General features: G+C 48.8%; 15 protein-coding genes. 7 read left to right on the forward strand and 8 right to left on the reverse strand.

Annotation, left to right across the window (positions count from 1 at the left end):
* The first annotated feature begins 40 nt into the window (after positions 1 to 40).
* The 3 genes from ACR1R9_RS19890 (at position 41) to thrS (ending at position 5,018) form a co-directional block, all read left to right on the forward strand.
* Positions 41 to 808: a response regulator transcription factor gene (locus ACR1R9_RS19890; RefSeq protein WP_076291765.1), complete on the forward strand. Its 768-nt coding sequence runs from the start codon at positions 41 to 43 to the stop codon at positions 806 to 808.
* A complete protein-coding gene (locus tag ACR1R9_RS19895; RefSeq protein ID WP_433922898.1) occupies positions 805 to 2,565 on the forward strand; it encodes a sensor histidine kinase in 1,761 nt (586 codons plus the stop codon). Before ACR1R9_RS19890 ends, ACR1R9_RS19895 begins: the two co-directional genes overlap by 4 nt.
* 476 nt (positions 2,566 to 3,041) lie before the next feature.
* The gene (thrS, locus tag ACR1R9_RS19900) at positions 3,042 to 5,018 is read left to right on the forward strand and encodes a threonine--tRNA ligase (RefSeq protein WP_433922897.1); all 1,977 of its coding nucleotides are present in this window, start codon (positions 3,042 to 3,044) and stop codon (positions 5,016 to 5,018) included.
* A gap of 120 nt (positions 5,019 to 5,138) precedes the next feature.
* On the opposite strand, the gene ACR1R9_RS19905 is transcribed toward thrS, so the two are convergent.
* The gene (locus tag ACR1R9_RS19905) at positions 5,139 to 6,002 is read right to left on the reverse strand and encodes an SDR family oxidoreductase (protein WP_076291763.1); all 864 of its coding nucleotides are present in this window, start codon (positions 6,000 to 6,002) and stop codon (positions 5,139 to 5,141) included.
* 129 nt (positions 6,003 to 6,131) lie between these two features.
* Here ACR1R9_RS19905 and ACR1R9_RS19910 point away from each other — a divergent pair, with 129 nt between their 5' ends.
* Positions 6,132 to 6,677: a hypothetical protein gene (locus ACR1R9_RS19910; protein ID WP_175383768.1), complete on the forward strand. Its 546-nt coding sequence runs from the start codon at positions 6,132 to 6,134 to the stop codon at positions 6,675 to 6,677.
* Positions 6,678 to 6,747: 70 nt separating this feature from the next.
* Positions 6,748 to 7,479, forward strand: a complete 732-nt coding sequence (locus ACR1R9_RS19915) for an MBL fold metallo-hydrolase (RefSeq protein WP_433922896.1) — start codon at positions 6,748 to 6,750, stop codon at positions 7,477 to 7,479.
* 101 nt (positions 7,480 to 7,580) lie between these two features.
* Here the strand turns inward: ACR1R9_RS19915 and ACR1R9_RS19920 are convergent, their stop codons facing one another.
* Positions 7,581 to 8,789 (reverse strand): PQQ-dependent sugar dehydrogenase, encoded by a 1,209-nt coding sequence (locus ACR1R9_RS19920; RefSeq protein ID WP_433922895.1) that lies wholly within the window; start codon positions 8,787 to 8,789, stop codon positions 7,581 to 7,583.
* 251 nt (positions 8,790 to 9,040) lie between these two features.
* On the opposite strand from ACR1R9_RS19920, the gene ACR1R9_RS19925 reads away from it, so the two are divergent.
* Positions 9,041 to 10,132: a M24 family metallopeptidase gene (locus ACR1R9_RS19925; protein WP_175383765.1), complete on the forward strand. Its 1,092-nt coding sequence runs from the start codon at positions 9,041 to 9,043 to the stop codon at positions 10,130 to 10,132.
* 102 nt (positions 10,133 to 10,234) lie between these two features.
* Here the strand turns inward: ACR1R9_RS19925 and ACR1R9_RS19930 are convergent, their stop codons facing one another.
* A complete protein-coding gene (locus ACR1R9_RS19930; RefSeq protein ID WP_175383764.1) occupies positions 10,235 to 10,918 on the reverse strand; it encodes a queuosine precursor transporter in 684 nt (227 codons plus the stop codon).
* Positions 10,919 to 11,177: 259 nt separating this feature from the next.
* Entirely contained in the window at positions 11,178 to 12,575 is a 1,398-nt protein-coding gene (locus ACR1R9_RS19935; RefSeq protein ID WP_090894530.1) for an L-cystine transporter, read from the reverse strand.
* Positions 12,576 to 12,909: 334 nt separating this feature from the next.
* On the opposite strand from ACR1R9_RS19935, the gene ACR1R9_RS19940 reads away from it, so the two are divergent.
* Positions 12,910 to 14,610, forward strand: a complete 1,701-nt coding sequence (locus ACR1R9_RS19940; RefSeq protein ID WP_076291756.1) for a methyl-accepting chemotaxis protein — start codon at positions 12,910 to 12,912, stop codon at positions 14,608 to 14,610.
* A gap of 220 nt (positions 14,611 to 14,830) precedes the next feature.
* Here the strand turns inward: ACR1R9_RS19940 and ACR1R9_RS19945 are convergent, their stop codons facing one another.
* The 4 genes from ACR1R9_RS19945 to cobT form a co-directional block, all read right to left on the reverse strand.
* Entirely contained in the window at positions 14,831 to 16,372 is a 1,542-nt protein-coding gene (locus ACR1R9_RS19945; protein ID WP_433923680.1) for a cobyric acid synthase, read from the reverse strand.
* A gap of 72 nt (positions 16,373 to 16,444) precedes the next feature.
* The gene (gene cobS, locus ACR1R9_RS19950; RefSeq protein ID WP_433922894.1) at positions 16,445 to 17,335 is read right to left on the reverse strand and encodes an adenosylcobinamide-GDP ribazoletransferase; all 891 of its coding nucleotides are present in this window, start codon (positions 17,333 to 17,335) and stop codon (positions 16,445 to 16,447) included.
* A complete protein-coding gene (gene cobU / locus ACR1R9_RS19955) occupies positions 17,332 to 17,892 on the reverse strand; it encodes a bifunctional adenosylcobinamide kinase/adenosylcobinamide-phosphate guanylyltransferase (protein WP_433922893.1) in 561 nt (186 codons plus the stop codon). The genes cobS and cobU overlap by 4 nt, the downstream gene beginning before the upstream one ends.
* On the reverse strand, positions 17,889 to 19,019 hold the full coding sequence (gene cobT / locus ACR1R9_RS19960; protein ID WP_433948903.1) for a nicotinate-nucleotide--dimethylbenzimidazole phosphoribosyltransferase: 1,131 nt from the start codon (positions 19,017 to 19,019) through the stop codon (positions 17,889 to 17,891). The genes cobU and cobT overlap by 4 nt, the downstream gene beginning before the upstream one ends.
* Positions 19,020 to 19,062: the final 43 nt, after the last annotated feature.

A 19,062-nucleotide genomic window follows, 5' to 3' on the forward strand; every position in this document is an offset into this window, starting at 1 on the left:
CAATAAACAAACAGGAAGCCCTAGGAGGTCATTTCACATCATGGATCACGTCTCCATACTGCTAGTTGATGATGAACAAGCCATTTTACATATGCTCAAAACCGTCCTGCTGAAAGAACAATTTGTAGACATCGACACCGTTACCACTGGGGAAGAGGCGATTACCGCCTGCGAAAATAAAACCTATCACTGCATCGTGCTGGACATCATGCTGCCTGGCAAAAGTGGACTGGAAATCTGTCCCTTTCTGCGGCAAGTGACCGATGCACCGATTCTTTTTCTGACTGCCAAAACTACGGATTATGACAAGTTAACCGGATTCGCCGTTGGCGGCGATGATTATGTCGTTAAACCATTTAATCCACTGGAAGTGGTCGCCCGCATCAAATCACTGCTGAAACGTTATTTACCTACCAAAATGGCGACGGCTACGACGGCAACTCCACCCTCTTCTGACGCAACTTCGTCATCTCCTGCTGTGCAGGAAGGGGTATATGATTTTGGCCGTTTTCAAGTATTTGAACAAGCTGGTGAGCTTCAGGTTGAAGGACAGCCGGTAAACTGTCCGGCTCTTGTCTATCAGCTGCTGCTCTTTTTCTGCAAGCATCCCAATCGTATTTTCACCAAATCGGAATTGTATGAACGCGTATGGGGTTCGGAAGCCATCAGCGATGACAACACCGTTATGGTTCATATTCACCGTATCCGTGAGCGGATTGAAGCTGATCCCTCTAACCCTGCCTTTCTCGTCAACGTCCGGGGGCTGGGATACAAACTCATTTTGCCTAACCAAGTGTCACGCGCATGAGTATTCGTCGCAGGTTAATGACCCGATTTATCGTTATGCTTGCTGGCGCAGTAGTCCTTATCATCCTGTTGGGTTCTGCAGCCACCTATTGGGTCGTTCAAAAGGTAAATGAAGTAAGCCTGGTGGATGACTTCGCTACCAGTGGTCTTGACCAACTGATTAATACCGCAGAAATCATGCCCGATGGGACGGTCCGCTATGATCCCAGGCTGCTGAAGCAGGTCGAGAAAAATCAGGGATGGCTTCAGGTTGTGGATGAAAAAGGCTACGTCATTGATGATTTTGATACACCGGATGACGTTCCGAAGCAATACAAGCCTGGAGAGTTGATCGCATACTGGGAAGCAAAAAAACCGTTCCCGTACCAGATCGTCATGCTGATTCGGGAGAAAAACGGCGAGATGTTCACCTTGCTGTATGGCGAACGCAATCAGGCCAAATCCTTACTCGATCAAGCCCGTGAGGACAGTCATTACACCAATGGAGAGCTTGTACTTCTCCCCAAACAAGAGAATGCCATCCGTTCCAAAGGTGCCTATCTGCAAATTTTGGATGCCTACGGTCAAGAGCTGGCTTCTTATAATAAACCTGCCATGGGCGTCCCTAGCAGTTACAACATACAGGAACTGGCTTTGCGTATTCGTTATCCCAATCGATATGGGATATCAATCGCAACCTTTTACGATGAACAGAATGGCACGACCTGGATGCTCAGTATACCTGTCGATCCAACTGCTACAGGGGAAGAAAATCCCTATAACTTCATTTTGACCCCTGTGCTCATTGTGCTGATCCTATCCGTTGTCATTTTGCTAATTCTGCTGGCCCTATGGTACGCTAATCGTTTCGGTTCCCCCATGCTGCATATGCTCCAATGGCTCCAACGACTGGAACAAGGACATTATGAAGAACCCAAAGGCATTGGCGGCGTACCTCGCAGCCAGCGACGAAATGGCAAGTGGAAACGGAAATACCACGTGTATGCTGAAGTGCTTCGCTCCATGCAGGCATTATCCGCAACATTGAAACAAGATGAAGAGCTCCGTAAACAGACCGAATCTCTGCGTGAGGAATGGATCGCCGGAATAACGCATGATCTCAAGACACCGCTATCCTCCATCCAGGGATACGCCCATATGCTTGAAGCACAGAAATATAGCTGGTCCCCGGAAGAAGTGAGAGAATTTGCGGGCATTATGCTGGACAAATCCATGTACATGGACCGACTTGTGAATGATCTTGCCATGACGTACCGATTGCGAAGCGGTGGATACCAGCCACCTGCGGAAGAAACTGACGTAAATACGCTACTGCATGATCTCGTCCAGCGTGCAGAACGCAACCCGGTATATGGCGAGGGACGTATTGTGTTCCTCCCTGCGAAAGTTCCGGTATACGGCCATGTGCATATTCCTTCGTTTGAACGCATTGTGGATAACCTGACCGCTAATGCCCTTCTGCATAATCCAGTGGAATCGACTCTGACCGTTAGTGTGCATCCGGGTAAACAGGCTGGGGAGTTCAGTGTTCATTTTGCCGATGATGGTCAAGGAATGGACCCGGAACTGGTCTGGAGGCTGTTTGAACGATATTACCGAGGGACTGATACAGGCACGTCCGATGTCGGATCAGGCCTTGGCATGGCGGTAACAAAAGGCTTAATTGAAGCGATGAAGGGTCGTATTGAAGTACAATCGACTTCTGGTGAAGGTACTGTCATTCGATTAATATGGGATGGACAATCAGAACATGGGTAAAAAACATTCCGCTTGACCTTTTCATTTTCAATCTATATAATCGACACTCAATAACACCTGTTCCAAAATATTGATATGAACTTCAACGATATTAAGATCAACTCAATTGATATCGATTTTGCATATTTGGCGATGACCAGAGACAAGATTCCGTTTGCGTGCTGCCCAGAGAGAGAAGGGATTGGTGAAACCTTCTTCAGCGAACGGACCGGAATTACCCCTCTGCAGCCGTGACCTCGAACTTCAGCTTTTCGGTTTTCTTCACGAATTCCGGACAAAGCTGTCAGTAGAGTTCACCGCCTGATCCCCGATAACGGATTCCAATGAGGGTTATGATGTTCTTGTTTGCGGCGGCTGGTCGTTTTCATGAGCATTCATAACCAAATTAGGGTGGAACCACGAGCTGAGCGCACTCGTCCCTTTTCCGGGACGGGTGTTTTTTGCGCTTCAAATTTGAATATTGGAGAGTGGTTCACATGAGTAATCCGAATAATAACAGTCAATCCAGCAACCAATCGAATGACCAACAGCAACCCGGGCATCCGATTGAAATTCGCCTGCAAGGCGGAGCTGTACGTTCTTACAACGCAGGCATCACTGTAGGAGCGGTCGCCTCATCCATCAGCACAAGTCTGGGTAAACAAGCCATCGGCGGAATCGTGAATGGTAAGAATGTCGATCTCGACTGGGTGCTTGAGCAAGATTGTGAACTCGTCATCGTTACTTTGGACAGCGCGGAAGGTCTGTATCGTTACCGACACAGCACAGCTCATGTACTCGCGCAGGCTCTCAAACGCATCTACGGTGCGGAACAAGTCAAGCTGGGCATCGGGCCTGTCATTGAAGATGGATTCTATTACGATGTCGATCTGGAACATGCTCTATCGATCAGTGATTTGGCTGCCATTGAGCAAGAAATGAACAAAATCATAAAAGAAAATGAGAAAATTAGCCGCCGGGTAGTTAGCCGGGAGGAAGCACTTCGCATCTTTGGAGAGATTCAGGACCCGTATAAGCTTGAACTTATTCAGGATTTACCGGAGGACGCTGAGCTTTCCATTTATGACCAAGGAGAGTTTTTCGATCTCTGTCGCGGCCCTCATCTTCCGTCCACTGGTCGGATCAAAGCATTCAAACTGCTGAATGTGGCAGGTGCATACTGGCGCGGCAACTCGGACAATAAAATGCTGCAGCGCATCTACGGCACTGCTTTCCCGAGCAAAGCCCAATTGGATGAACATCTACACATGCTGGAAGAAGCGAAAAAACGAGATCACCGCAAACTGGGTAAGGAGCTTGAACTGTTCATGTTCTCTGAAGAAGCACCCGGTATGCCGTTCTATCTGCCCAAAGGCATGACTGTTCGTACAGAACTGGAGCAATTCTCCCGTGAATTGCAGCTGCAGGAAGGCTATCAGGAAGTTCGTACTCCCCTCATGATGAACAACCGTCTGTGGGAGCAATCGGGGCACTGGGAACATTACAAGGACAATATGTATTTCTCGGAAGTGGACGATGCGACTTTTGCCCTGAAACCTATGAACTGCCCGGGACACATGCTGATTTTCAAAAATACACTCCATTCCTATCGTGAGCTGCCGATTCGTATGATGGAATTCGGTCAGGTCCACCGCCATGAATTCTCAGGCGCTCTGAACGGCATGATGCGGGTGCGGACTTTCTGTCAGGATGATGCCCATCTCTATGTGATGCCAGAGCAGATCGAGGAAGAGATTAACCAGGCGATTTCATTGATCGGACGTATGTACGACATCTTTGGATTTGAGTACAACATTGAGTTGTCCACTCGTCCGGAAGATTCCATGGGATCGGAAGAGCTGTGGGATCAAGCAGAAAGAGCATTGCAGAATGTACTTGATCGGCGCGGTGTGAAATACCGCATTAACGAGGGTGATGGTGCCTTTTACGGTCCGAAAATTGACTTCCACATTCTCGATGCACTGAAGCGCAGCTGGCAGTGTGGAACAATTCAACTCGATTTCCAAATGCCCGAGAAGTTCGATCTCACTTATATTGGCGAGGATAGCCTGAAACACCGTCCTGTCGTGATCCACCGTGCCATCTATGGTTCAATTGATCGTTTCATCGGCATCCTGACTGAACATTATGCAGGTGCATTTCCGCTCTGGCTCGCGCCCGTGCAAGTGAAGCTGCTGCCAGTGTCAGATCATTACGCAGATTATGCGCTTCAAGTTCAGAACCAGCTGCGGGCTGCCGGTATTCGGGTAGAAACAGACTTGCGCAGTGAGAAGCTCGGCTACAAAATCCGTGAAGCTCAGATGGAAAAAGTGCCTTACTCGCTCGTGCTCGGGGAAAATGAGAAAAATGCCTCATCCGCCTCTGTCCGTGCATACGGTCAGGGCGATCAAGGCATTCATCGCATTGAAGCATTTATGGAGCTGATTCAGCAAGCTGTGAAGGCCAAAGCCTGAGCGCTTAATTAGGAATTGGCTGGAACTTAACTTTAGAGGCAGCCCGTTAGTATGGAAAACGGCTGCCTCTAATTATGTGGAAACAAGTAAGCAGCATCTGCCGCTTCAAACAGTCAGTAGTTACAATTTCTCTTCGGGTCTAAGTCCAACTTGCTCTTCACTCCATGTCCAGAAACGCTCAGCATCTGCCGCATCCAGCGCATGGGCTTTCAGTTCCTGGTCCTTTTGTTGATAAAAGTAACGCCCGGTTACCCCGGCGACTTCGGGGCTTGTGGCGAGATAGATGGCCGTTTGTGCCCCTTCTTCTGGTGAAAGGAAAAACGGTAGTTTGCCCACCAAAGCCATAATGCGTGTGCCAAAACCGGTATTGCGGTCTACGCCAATACTTGTACCCACCGCACCGGGATGGAGGCAGTTGACCGTGATTCGGGTATCCGCTAATTTGCGGGCCAGAACACGTGTGAACAACACGTTAGCCAGCTTGGATTGAGCGTAACTTTTGATTGGATTGTAACTTTTGTGCAGATGGGGATCTTCGAAATGGATTTTCCCGGCTTTGTAGGCACCAGACGAAACATTCACTATACGCCCCTGCTTCGCAGACTTCAAAGGTTCGATCAGGAGTAAGGTAAGCAGGAAATGTCCAAGATGGTTAATACCGATGGCTTGTTCGAAACCGTCAGAGGTTTCCTGGCGCTTCAACATGACGACACCCGCATTATTAACGAGAACGTCAAGTGTGTCGTAACGCTCACGGAAGGATTGGGCAAAATGGCGGATGCTCTCCAGTGACCCCAGGTCACACAGCATCAGTTCAATCGCAGTAGAGCCGGACTGACGCAGTGCCTCCTCCAGTGCCTGCTGTCCGCGCTTCTCGCTGCGGCATGCCATAATCACGTGATACCCTTGCCTTGCAAGTTCAATGGTGGTTGCCAGACCCATGCCTGAGTTGGCTCCCGTAACAACGGCTGTTGGAATGGACATCAGGTACTTCCCTTCTGAACCAGAGGTTCTTCATATTTTGAGACAGTCATCCTCTTGTTTTTAAAGCACTGCTGACGTCAATATGAGATAATTGAAAGATCACATATTGGTCTTATAGGGAGGATACGTATGCTAACCAAAGAAGACTTCAAGAAACTGAAAAAAGAAGCGAAACTTGAGATTGCACTCATCGAACAGGAAGCTCATAATCTCCAGCAAAAGATAGACTCATCCCTGTATGAAAAAGATAAACTGTGGAACGATGAAGAGATTGGTGAGCTTACCCAAAAACGGAAAGAACGAAAATACAGTTCATGGACGATTGAATTATGCTCGATCATTGAAGACCTGCTGAATCAACTATACCAACAAACGTATCAAAAAAAATTTAATTCGATCCAGTTGATGAAAACTCCTGCATACCGCTCATTATCCAATATCGAGATCCTTCAGGCTGAATTGAAAAATCAGCATCTGTTCCTAAAATCGGAAGAAGAGAAAATTGAAGAAGAAATAGCCAAAGTGTTTCAACTGAGAAATAAACTTATTCACTCCAACTTTTCTTATGCTTCCATTATTAGAGAAAATCACGATGCAAAGCAAGAGTTTGAATCCACCCTGGATACGGTGAAGAAGTATAGAAAACACTTGAAATATAATCAGCCAGAGAACTGACGAATACATGATACATGCAAATGGTCATACACGACAAAGGAGGTGCTCCGGATTCGCTCCGGAAACAAATATGAACAATCAACCCATGGATATTACGGTTCTAAATCTTCATATTGTTACACCTGCGGGTAAAAACCCGATCTACCCTGTTATGTTGCGCGATGAAGATGGCATTACGCTTGTGGATACAGGCATGATTGGCCAATTCGCCGAACTTCAGTCCGCACTGGAGCATGAAGGCGTTCAGCTATCTGATATCAAGCGCATTATTGTAACCCATTCCGATATAGACCACATTGGTAATCTTGGTGCCTTGGTGAATGCTATTCCGGAAGTGGAAATCTGGGCGCATAGCGATGAAATTCCGTTTATCACGGGCAAAGAGCCCATGATCAAGTTCACGCCAGAACGCAAAGCGTTGCTGCCTGAACCTATAGCGGAGCTGGCGGAACAATTGATCTCACAGCGGACTGAGTTCAAAATATCCAAAGTGTTAGAGGACGGTGACATGCTGCCTCTACAAGGTGGTATCCAGGTCATTCATACACCAGGACACACCCCTGGACATATCTGCTTGTACTTCCGGGAGCAACAATTCCTGCTCGCTGCCGATGAATTGCGTGTGGTCGATGATGAATTGGTGGGTCCTGCTCCACCTGCAACACCGGACATGCCTGAAGCACTTCGCAGCTTGAAAAGGCTGCTTGGCCTGAAGCTGGAGAAGGTACTTTGTTACCATGGTGGCGAGTACACCGATGAGCCGAGTCGGCGCATTGCCGAACTCGCGGAAAGTGCGGACTAATTGGTACCTGCAACTAACTTAAATTTACGTAAATATTGAAGCGAAGGGGCTGTCCCATACGTCATAAACATGGCGGGACAACCCCTTTTCTATTATAAATGTTACGGTTTCGGCGTCAAAACGATCAGTTGGTCATCTCCATCGCGTGGAGATCCCCTGCCATCCCGGTTGTTCGTGAGCACGTATAACTTCCCGTCTTCTCCAGAAGTCACATTGCGAATACGTCCCCACTCGTCTTTAAAAATCGTCTCTACCTGCGTTACTTGTGTACCATCTTCGGACAGAGTAATTTTAAGCAGTTGTTCACCCCGCAGATTGGCAGCAAGTAGTGATCCGGCCCAAGGACCTTCCTCTATAAAGGCTACGCCCGATGGAGCCCATGTTTCATCTCCACTATGGGCAAGCGGAGCCTGATATGTGCCATTCTTATCATCGTCTCCCTCTACCTCTGGCCAGCCATAATTCTCACCAGCTTCAATCCGGTTAATTTCATCAAAATTACGCTGCCCATGCTCTGTGGCATACAGATAGCCATTGTCCAGGTTCCAAGCCAGGCCCTGTGCGTTCCGATGCCCCATGCTGTACACCGGTGAATTAGGCCAAGGGTTATCTTCTGGGATCGATCCGTCGAGACCAATCCGCAATATTTTGCCACCCAAGCTATCTTCGTTCTGGGCCAGCTCCGGTTCGTACCGTTCACCTGTCGTAATATAAAGCAGATTGTCCGGGCCAATCTTGATCCGTCCTCCATTGTGATTCACGCCGCCAGGAATGTCACGGAGCAGCTCCTTGTCTATGGTCGCTTTCCCATCACTCACTTTCAAACGCAACACCCGATTGGCAATGTCACCACCACCTTCCAGATAAGAATGGTATGCATACAGATAGCCATTATTGTCAAAGTCCGGATCAGCAGCAAGTCCAAGCAGGCCACCTTCCCCTTCTTCATTAAACGGTGCAGAAAATTCAATCAGAGGTTCAGATGCCAGCTCTCCGTTCTCGATGACCCGAATGGTACCCGGTCGCTCTGTTACAAACATCCGTCCATCAGGCACGCTTACCAACTCCCAAGGTACATTGAGTCCGTCGACCAGCACGGAAGCCTCGTAAGGAATTACAGCATTTTCATCTGTTTCCTCTTCCCCACCACCAGCACTGTTATTACCACCTTCCGCTGTCTGTCCCTGACCTGTACCCTGTCCTTGTGACGTTTGCTGCGACTCTGTCGTCGGGTCACCCGAAGCACAAGCAGTTAGCAAAGCCATACTGAGTAAAGAAGCATATAACGGAACGCTTAGTCGATTATTCATGAATACATCTCCCTTCTAATGTCGATGTTATATCGTGTAATCCCAGTTTCAAGGGACTGTCCATTTCTAAAGTAAGTAAATAAATAAGTAAGGCAACCCTACGCGGTTTCGCCCTGTATTACCCTCCCCACCTGCCACTCAAACGGCTAGTTAAAGCTAATTTTCGGTCATCATTCCCGCCTCCATTTGGATTTCCCCGACATTCTTCTATAATAGAAAGATAGAACGAATGAAAGGTGGACATATAACTAATGAATCAAACTCCTTTATCCCGGCTGGAAGCTGGTCTGTCTACGCAAGGATTGGACGCCATGCTGATTACAGATCCGAAACATATTTACTATTTAACAGGTTTTGCGAGTAATCCGCATGAACGTTTCCTTGGGCTTGTCCTTGCACGGGGCGAAGATCCGCTGTTGATCGTGCCTGCACTCGACGAGGAAGCTGCCGCAGCCGCTTCTTCGGTCTCGAACATTGCCACGCATACTGATACGGACAATCCTTACGCCTTATTTGAGCGTTATCAAGGACGTCTGGGCCGCGTAGGTCTCGAAAAAGAATACGTGACTGTCGCACGTTATGAACAGTTGACCGCCGCACTGGGCGCTGCCAACTTTGAAGATGTCGGCCCTTTGCTTCGCACCTTGCGTGTGAAAAAAACACCGGATGAGGTCGGTCGCATTCGCCACGCCATTCATCTGATTGAAGAGACGCTCCGCCAAGGACTGTCTCACGTTCGTACAGGTGTAACCGAAATCGAACTGGTTGCCGAAATGGAATACCAGATGAAGAAACTGGGTGCAGACGGCCCTTCCTTTGATACCATGGTGCTCACAGGACCCAAAACAGGCTTGCCACACGGCACACCAGGTGAACGCAAATTGCAGCATGGTGATCTGTTGATGTTTGATATGGGTGTCTACGCTGGTGGGTATGCATCAGATATTACGCGCACATTTGCCTTTGGTGACATTTCACCTGAACTTAAAACCATCTATAACACTGTGCTCGCAGCAAATGAAGCTGCCATTCGGGCAGTTAAGCCAGGTGTCACCTGTGCGGACATTGACCGTGCAGCACGCCAGGTTACGGAAGATGCTGGATACGGCGAACGTTTCCTGCACAGAGTTGGACATGGAATGGGCATTGACGTGCATGAGTATCCTTCACTGCATGGTCAGAACATGGACATTCTGGAGGAAGGTACGGTGTTTACGATTGAGCCGGGGATTTATGTAACCGGCGCAGGCGGTGTGCGTATCGAGGATGATGTACTTGTGACGGAAACTGGCGTTGAGGTGCTGACGTCCTATTCAAAAGAGTTGCAAATTCTGACAGACTAATCCTTTTTGGCCTTAACCAAAAGTCCCGCGAAACCATGAATGAATGGCTTTGCGGGACTTTTGTGTTGACTTCAACATTTTCCGGACGAATGAACTACGAATTTAGGCTTCGTCCTTGAATTTAAAGCTTCGTGCAGCATATAGAAACGGCGTTCCTACCGCAGTTAATACAAATTTGATCACGTATGTCGTCAAGAAAATTTCAAGCCAGACGTCCCATGGATAGATGAAGGCAAACGCAATCGTGCAGAATACCAGTGTATCCGCAAACGAACTGATGATCGAACTGCCGTTGGTACGTATCCACAACTGATTGCGCCCTGGCGCCATCTTACGCAGCCAAGTGTACAATCGCACGTCCAGGAACTGACTGATGAAATAGGCTGTCAGACTTCCGAGTGCTAGCCGTGGTAGCAGACCAAACAGGGTTTTCATCGAATCCTGTGCAAAATCCGTCGATGCTGGCTCAAAGAACAATACCATCTGCATCAGCACTGTCGTCATGATTAATGTGAAGAACCCGAACCATACGGCTTTGCGCGCCTCACCCGGTCCATATTTCTCATTGAGCAGATCACTGGTCAGGTACATGCTAACATACATCGTATTACCCAGCGTTAGAACGATACCCATAATATCTATCGTTTTGGTCACCTGTATATTGGCAATGACTGTTGCCACACCAATCCAGGCATAAAGACCCTTTTTACCGAACAAGCGGTAACACAAAAGAAAAAAACCATACGTTACGAGAACAAAAAGCGCTCCCCATCCTAAATTAAACAATATAAATACACTGCCTTCCTAGTTTTGATTACGCGGGATGGTTACGAACCGCGGTTTGGCTCTGGGCCAAAACATGAATACTCTATCACATTTCCCCAAGGTTGAACAGCACTAAATAACTCCAACTGGCTTCAGGTGATATTTACGGTATACCCAACAGATGCTAAAAACAAAAAGCCGCCCTCCGGATTAACCCGAAGAACGGCTGCTCTTGCATGACTTGTGGCAGTAACTGCCATACGCCTATTATGAATCTGAATTACACCTGAACGGCGGAATCCAGATCACGACTTTGATCATTGAAAGTATCCTGATCGTTTTCTTTCAAAATTTTACTGGATACGAGACCTGCGGTCATCGAATCGTTCACGTTCAGCGCCGTACGGCCCATGTCGATGAGCGGTTCAACCGAGATCAGCAATCCTGCCAAAGCTACCGGCAGGTTCATCGTGGACAACACGATCAGGGAAGCGAAGGTTGCCCCGCCGCCTACACCGGCTACGCCGAATGAACTGATCACGACTACCAGGATCAGAGTAATGATGAAGTCCCAGCTCATCGGGTCGATCCCGACCGTAGGAGCAATCATCACCGCCAGCATGGCCGGATAGATCCCGGCACAGCCGTTTTGACCAATCGTAGCACCAAAGCTTGCCGACAGGTTCGCAATCCCGTCTGAAACACCCAATCTCTTCGTTTGTGTCTCCACGTTAAGCGGAATCGCTGCCGCACTTGAACGGGATGTGAAAGCAAAGATCAGTGTTGGCAGAACCTTTTTCACATACGTAATTGGATTGAATCCAAACAGTGAAATGATAATCAGGTGGATGATGAACATAACGATCAACGCCACGTAGGAAGCAATAACGAATTTGATCAGCTTCAGAATCTCATCCGGGTTCGTTGTGGCGGTTACTTTCGTAATCAGCGCCAAAATCCCGTAAGGCGTCAGCCTCAGCACCAGCGTTACAATCCGCATAACCACCGCATATACCGCATTAACCATGCCCCGGAACGTTTCCGCCTGCTGTGGTTTTTTGCGATCCAATCCCAGTACTGCCACACCGATAAAGGCCGAGAAAATAACAACAGCCAGTGTGGATGTACGACGCTCTCCGGTCATGTCCGCGAATGGATTCGACGGAATGAATTCCAGCACTTGCTGTGGAATCGTCTGATCCTTCACGTCAACGAGACGTTCCTCCATCTTCTGCCCCTGTGCGAGCTCTCGGTCTCCACCTTCGATCTCAATGGAAGTCAGGTTGAAGCTCAAGCTAGTCACAATACTTACACTTGCGGCAATCGCTGTCGTGATGAGCAGGATTGCAATAATCGAAAGGCTCATTTTACCGAGATTTTGCTTGCCTTTCAGATTCATGATGGCCGAAATGATGGAAACCATGATCAATGGAATCACGACCATTTGTAACAAACGAACATATCCTGAACCGGCCAGATTAAACCAATCGACCGACTTGGTAATGATGTCAGAATCAGATGTGTAGATCAGTTGCAGAATGACGCCATATACAACCCCAATGCCCAAACCCGCAAATACACGCTTGGTAAACGAAACATGTTTCTTCTGCATCCAGAACAGGACACCCAGAAGAGCGAGCATAACCACGACGTTCAAAATGATTAAAAAGGTATTCATCTGTATAAATCCTCCTCAGTGTGAGTAACCGGATATTCCGGTTTTCTACTCGCTCAAAAGCGATATTCAACAATATATCACATAACAAACTATTCTGGTAGGTATTAATTGATATTATGTAATATGCGTGTAACAAATTCATCTATTTCTGAAAAAAATACACTGAATCGTGAAAATTATTGTATTCAACCTCCGGTTAATTTTGTAATATAGGTATATCCGCTTATTCCCAAGTTTTCTCAACGTGAAAATTAGGCCTTTCTTCGTTGGTATTTAGTCTTACGATAACGGAAAAGCGATAATGTTAATGAACATGACGTGAAAGGATGATCCTATGTTTCGAAACCGCACCGTTGCCGGTAAAATTAGAGGCACTTTGTTCCTCGTACTGCTGGTTGCTTCCCTGTTGTTTAGTATCAGTTTCTATGCTGTCTCCATGAATATTATGCAGAGCTACGTGCTTCCACAGTTCGACAAGGTCCTGAGCACGTCCATTCAGGATATATACAAGAACACATCCGCTTCTAAAATTTTGCAAGTACAGAGTGGCGGAGCCGGATCTGAGGGTGCTGCACTGACCGTGGAATCCTATTTGGCTGGCAAAGCCAAAGAGCATAATCTGGACGGAGCATACGTGGTGTCCATTCAGGATGGTAAAGCTACCGTGGTCATCGCAAATACCTCCTCGGGCATGAAAGCCGGAGATGAGATTAAAGTAGAAGCAGCAATGAATGAGGCCATTGAGAAAAAAGAAATGGAAATCAGCCAGGTTTATGCCGATTCCTTCGGTGTACATAAAGCAGCCTTTATACCGATTGCAGGAAGCAACATGATCATGGCTGTCAGCATGGATGCCCAATTCATTCAGGACAAGATTGCACAGATCTTCTGGTTGTGCCTCGGTATCACAGCATTGGTCTTTGTGCTCGGATGGCTCATCTCGACAAGCATGATCAAACGTGTAACCAAACCGATTATCAAGCTCGTTCAACATAGCAAACAGATATCACAAGGAGATCTGACTGCTGAACTTCAGATTAAAGGTAAGGATGAAATTGCACAGCTCGCTGCTAGCTTCCAGACGATGACTCATAATCTGAAAGAAATGATTAGCCGCGCCCTCTCCACATCCAATGAAGTTGTCGAAGGCTCCAATGATTTGCTCAAACGGGTAGAATCCATGTCCGGTATGGTGAAAAACTCCAGTCGTTCTGCAGAAAGTGCCGAGAAAGGCAGCGTAAGCATCGCTTCCAGCGCGGCCGAAAATGCCAGAGCCATGGAAGAAATTACGCAAGGCATTATGCATATTGCTTCCTCTTCTGCCGAAGTATCCGAGCAGATCGGAGATGCTGCGAACGAAGCTGTTAACGGTAACCGCCTGGCACAGGATGCCATTCAGCAAATGGAACGTGTCGGTCAGACCGCAAGCGAATCTCTGCGTTATGTAGAAACGATGAACGAGCGCTCGATCGCGATAGGGACCATCGTACAATCCATTTTTGAAATTACGAAACAGATTAACATGCTGTCCCTCAACGCTTCCATTGAAGCAGCACGTGCGGGAGAGCATGGACGTGGGTTCGCCGTTGTTGCCGGAGAAGTACGCAAACTGGCGGAGCAATCCAAGACAGCTACAGAGGAAATCTCCGATTACCTGGGTACTATCCGTGAAGATGCTGAACGTTCCGTTGATGCCATGAACCGGGTAACCCAAGAGATTGGATCAGGTACTCACGTGGTTCAACAGGCAGGCTCTGCGTTCCAGCAGCTTAACGAGTTGATTCAGAACGTCAATCTGACCATTCAGACGGTATCGGCCTCTACCCAGCAAGTATCAGCTGGAGCTGAACAAGTCAGTGCTTCCGTGGAAGAAACAGCTCAAATCACGTCCAAGTCCCGTCAAAGCATGCAAGAGATTGCTTCTACAGCGGATCTCCAACTGAATGAGATGGACTCCCATTCCAGTACCGTACGGCATCTGCATGAACAAGCGGTAGAACTTCAATCCGCTATGAAGAACTTCAAAATAAACTAATCGGAATACCTTTAACCCATTGTTTCCATTTTCGAATCAAACTTAACATTAGATACTCAAATACCCCCATGCTCAGCATCGTTCCAGATTTCAGAGAACGTCGCCAGGCGTGGGGGTATTCTTTTGGACTGCATATTATATAAATTGAACTAATGTATATTTACACGCGCCACTCCGATGATCGAACAACCTTCCTATCGCTGTTACCCCAAGCATTTTTTTATTCAGGTGGCTGAACGCCCATAATCTCGTATAAACGCTGCATATCCAAAGAAGAACGTAATGATTCAGCTACACGGTCAAACTCCATTTCCTTTCGTTCACGTGCGCTGTACGTCTCCAGTAGCGGAGCAAGTCCTTTTCCTTCACGTAGACCATTGAGCCATGAACGCCGGAACTGATCACTTTCAAACAAACCATGCAGGTATGTTCCCCACACTTTGCCGTCAGTCGTTCCCCACCCTTCATTAAAGGATTGCCCTCCCGGATGGGCGATCTCGAACAAGGCCGTTACACGTCCAGGCTCAAGACACTCGGTAACACCCATATGAATCTCGTATCCATTAATCTTCAACGAGTTTGCTGCATCACTTTCCTTGGGCAAACGAATTGGATGATGATTGTGAACATGCCCGGAGGCTCTTACCGTTTGTTTGTTCTGTAGAAATGTTGTCGATAGGGGCAGCCATCCCAATCCATGGGCTTCCTGAATCTGATTCGCTTCTACCGCAAATGGATCTTTGAGATGCTGACCGAGCATCTGATATCCACCACATATCCCAACAAGCTGAACATGTTCACGCTCCGTCTGGCTGGCAATCGCTTGCTCCAGTCCCGACGCACGCAGAAATGCCAGATCACCGATCGTATCCTTCGTACCTGGAAGCAGAATGGCGTCGGGATGCCCCAATTCATCGGGAGTAGTCACGTACCGTACATTCACATCCGGCTCCCTAGAAAGGGCATCAAAGTCTGTAAAGTTTGAAATACGCGGATAACGAATTACTGCCAGGTCCAGCTCCTGCTGACCGGATTTGCCGTGTCGCATGGAGTCCAGCACCGCGGAGTCTTCCGCTTCAATCTGAATATCACTTATGTAAGGCAATACGCCCAATACAGGAATGCCTGTCCGTTCTTCAAGCCAGTCCAACCCAGGCTGCAGCAAGGACAGATCTCCACGAAACTTGTTGATGATGAATCCTTTTACACGCTGAACCTCATGCGGCTCAAGCAGCTCCAGAGTACCTACAATGGAGGCAAAGACACCGCCACGATCAATGTCCGAAATCAGAATAACCGGAGCATCCGCCCAGCCCGCCAGATTCATATTAACGATATCCCGATCCTTCAGATTGATCTCCGCAGGACTGCCTGCACCTTCCATCAGCACAATATCATATGTCGCGCGTAACCGATTCAGTGCATCCATGACCGTTTGTTTGGCTTCGGGTAGAAAATGCTGCCTGTAATCCCACGCACTCATCTGTGTAAGAGGCACACCGTGCACGACAATTTGAGAATGCATATCCCGAACCGGCTTGATCAGGATTGGATTCATATCCGTTGTCGCTTCAATGCCGCATGCCTCGGCTTGTGCTCCCTGGGCTCTTCCGATTTCCTTGCCGTCTTCCGTGACGTAAGAATTCAGTGCCATGTTCTGTGATTTGAACGGAGCCGGCCTGAAGCCATCCTGCTTGAATATTCGGCATAAAGCCGTCGTAATTACGCTTTTTCCCACATCTGACGCCGTCCCTTGCAGCATTAATACTGCTGCCTTTTGTTCGGACGTTTGTGCAGAAGTATCTTCCACGTTCCCTCACCACCACTCTCAGCGTTATATCAAAAAGAATCCCTGTAACAGACTAAGTACCGTTAGCAGTGCGGCCTCAAGCAGCTCATTCATGGCTCCATATGTGTCCCCTGTAAGTCCACCCAGCCTTTCGCTGATACGCCCGGCAACGAATTTGCCAATCACATAACCAGCCAGTGGCACCACAATGATGGCTGCAACGGGATATAGCCACCATGGTAACGTCCCCAATCCATTCTCCGTCGCCAGTAATTGGAACATGGCTGTCTCCGGCTGGAAGATCCATACCACTGCCCATGTGATCACACCTGCCAGAATGGTTAGCCCAACCGCGGAGCTGCGCGCACGCTGGACTTCCCTCCGTTCCCCCAATCCCTTGAACAGGACAGCGAGTCCATCGTCCTTGCGGGCATTCGGCCAGGCCGCCATGGCATACACCATGAACCAACGGCTCCAGATCATCGGCAGGATAAGCAAAGCTCCATAAGCCCAGTTGCCACGTGCGATAAAGTCAGCAATCAATGACGCTTTCATCATCAACAGTAGGACACAGGCGATCACGCCCATGGCCCCGACGCGGCTGTCTTTCATAATCTCCAGCATTCGCTCACGGGTGCGATAACTAAGCAGCCCATCTGCCGTATCCATCCAGCCATCCAAATGAAGGCCTCCGGTTAGCCATACCCATAACGTCAAGGTTAACACCGCTGCGGGAAACGATGGAAGCAGTGCACCCGTCAGGGCTCCGCCCAGCCAAACGCATAATCCGATGATCGCACCAACCAGCGGGTAATACACTACACTTTCCCGCAATAATGGCGGGGCGAAATCAAGCTGCATTTTTACCGGAAACCGGGATAGAAATTGAAAAGCGGCCGCAGCCGCATGTTTTTGTTCAAGATCGCCTTTACTCATAAACGATACTCCCTGCTTTTCAGCTCAATCGCAATACCTACTGTCACCAGAAAAACTTCGCGGCAAATCGCTGCAATCCGCTGATTGAGAATGCCCGCCAGATCCCGATATCTTCTGCCCAGCGCATACTCCGGCACAATACCGTCCCCTACTTCATTGGTGACAAGCACGAGCAGACCCGGGTACGACTGGATGGCCACCATCAGCGCGTCCATATGATCGTACAGCACCTGCACCGGTTCATGTTCATGCGCTAACAGCACATTGCTGAGCCATAGTGTCAGACAATCTACCAGAACGGTCGGTGCAGACGTACCTGTATGGGACTCTCCCATGCGTGTAATTAACTCAGGCAATGCCAGCGGTTCCTCCACCGTATGCCATAGATATCCTGCTTCATCCCGCTGGCTCTGATGCAGGCGTATACGCTCGCGCATCTCGTCATCATAAGCCTGAGCCGTAGCGACATACCAAGCCTCAGAGGATCGCTGCATACAGAGACGCTCGGCAAACGAACTTTTGCCACTTCGCGCCCCGCCTGTCACGAGTACACTCATGAGGATACCTCTCCTTGTACAGAGGAATCAGCAGAAGCTGATGAAGACTCCGTAGGTTGAGTCTCGTTGGTGCCCCCAGATACACCCGCACTTGCAAATGTCGCCATCTCATTCAGAATGCGGCATGATGCATCAATCAGATGAAGACTAAGAACGCCTCCGGTACCTTCACCCAGTCGCATGTCCAGATCCAGCATGGGCTTTAGACCCAGCTCACGCAGCAACGCTGCATGTCCACTTTCATGCGATGTGTGGGAAGCAATCATGTATTCTTTACTGAGCGGAGCAAGCTGACTCGCAATCAACGCGGCAGCGGTGGAGATAAATCCATCCACGACAACGGGGCATCCGTTTGCAGCAGCAGCGAGAATCACGCCTGTCAGTCCAGCAATCTCCAGTCCGCCCACTTTGCACAGTACATCGAGTGCATCGTCTGCATTCGGAGCATTCACGCTGAGGGCTTGGCTGACTACTGCGGCTTTGCGCTGCAAACCGATATCATCTACGCCTGTTCCCCGGCCAACCGCTGAAGCAGGTGCTGTTCCGGTTAATGCACACATCACCGCAGCGCTAGCAGTTGTATTCCCGATCCCCATCTCTCCGGTCACAAACAACTGCATTCCCTTCGCAACCTCGGTGGAGACCACTTCAGCTCCTGCAAGAATGGCCTCAATCGCTTCGCCCCGGGTCATTGCAGCACCCTTCGCCATGTTGGCTGTTCCTTTGCGGACTTTGCGGGAGACCAGTTCTGGATGATCCAGATCCGCATTCACGCCGATATCCACACAGATCACATGAGCTCCAGCGTGGCGCGCAAGCACATTGACAGCCGCTCCCCCTGCCAGGAAATTCAGGACCATCTGCGGCGTTACCTCAGCAGGAAAAGCGCTAATCCCTTCTTCAACCACCCCATGATCCGCAGCCATAACGATGACAGCTCTTCGATCAAAGCAAGGCCGAGCCTCACCGGTGATTCCCGCCAGACGAATAACTAGCTGTTCAAGCTTGCCCAGACTGCCGGGAGGCTTCGTCAATGCATCCACATGCGCGGAAGCCTCAGCCGCAACTGCCTCATGTGGACCCACGATCCGACCCATTAACTGTTCCAACACCTGTTCATTATTCATACAGCCAGCACTTCCTTTATCAAAATATGGGGTCTCCCCCGCC

Origin of the sequence: Paenibacillus taichungensis (genome assembly GCF_050994985.1) — a bacterium.
Lineage (GTDB): Bacteria > Bacillota > Bacilli > Paenibacillales > Paenibacillaceae > Paenibacillus > Paenibacillus taichungensis.

What these genes read in the sequence shown, in the direction of transcription:
- ACR1R9_RS19890 (WP_076291765.1), top strand. Translation starts at nt 41, where the DNA reads ATGGATCACGTCTCCATACTGCTAGTTGATGATGAACAAGCCATTTTA.
- ACR1R9_RS19895 (WP_433922898.1), top strand. Translation starts at nt 805, where the DNA reads ATGAGTATTCGTCGCAGGTTAATGACCCGATTTATCGTTATGCTTGCT.
- thrS (WP_433922897.1), top strand. Translation starts at nt 3,042, where the DNA reads ATGAGTAATCCGAATAATAACAGTCAATCCAGCAACCAATCGAATGAC.
- ACR1R9_RS19905 (WP_076291763.1), bottom strand. Translation starts at nt 6,002, where the DNA reads ATGTCCATTCCAACAGCCGTTGTTACGGGAGCCAACTCAGGCATGGGT.
- ACR1R9_RS19910 (WP_175383768.1), top strand. Translation starts at nt 6,132, where the DNA reads ATGCTAACCAAAGAAGACTTCAAGAAACTGAAAAAAGAAGCGAAACTT.
- ACR1R9_RS19915 (WP_433922896.1), top strand. Translation starts at nt 6,748, where the DNA reads ATGAACAATCAACCCATGGATATTACGGTTCTAAATCTTCATATTGTT.
- ACR1R9_RS19920 (WP_433922895.1), bottom strand. Translation starts at nt 8,789, where the DNA reads ATGAATAATCGACTAAGCGTTCCGTTATATGCTTCTTTACTCAGTATG.
- ACR1R9_RS19925 (WP_175383765.1), top strand. Translation starts at nt 9,041, where the DNA reads ATGAATCAAACTCCTTTATCCCGGCTGGAAGCTGGTCTGTCTACGCAA.
- ACR1R9_RS19935 (WP_090894530.1), bottom strand. Translation starts at nt 12,575, where the DNA reads ATGAATACCTTTTTAATCATTTTGAACGTCGTGGTTATGCTCGCTCTT.
- ACR1R9_RS19940 (WP_076291756.1), top strand. Translation starts at nt 12,910, where the DNA reads ATGTTTCGAAACCGCACCGTTGCCGGTAAAATTAGAGGCACTTTGTTC.
- ACR1R9_RS19945 (WP_433923680.1), bottom strand. Translation starts at nt 16,372, where the DNA reads ATGCTGCAAGGGACGGCGTCAGATGTGGGAAAAAGCGTAATTACGACG.
- cobS (WP_433922894.1), bottom strand. Translation starts at nt 17,335, where the DNA reads ATGAGTAAAGGCGATCTTGAACAAAAACATGCGGCTGCGGCCGCTTTT.
- cobU (WP_433922893.1), bottom strand. Translation starts at nt 17,892, where the DNA reads ATGAGTGTACTCGTGACAGGCGGGGCGCGAAGTGGCAAAAGTTCGTTT.
- cobT (WP_433948903.1), bottom strand. Translation starts at nt 19,019, where the DNA reads ATGAATAATGAACAGGTGTTGGAACAGTTAATGGGTCGGATCGTGGGT.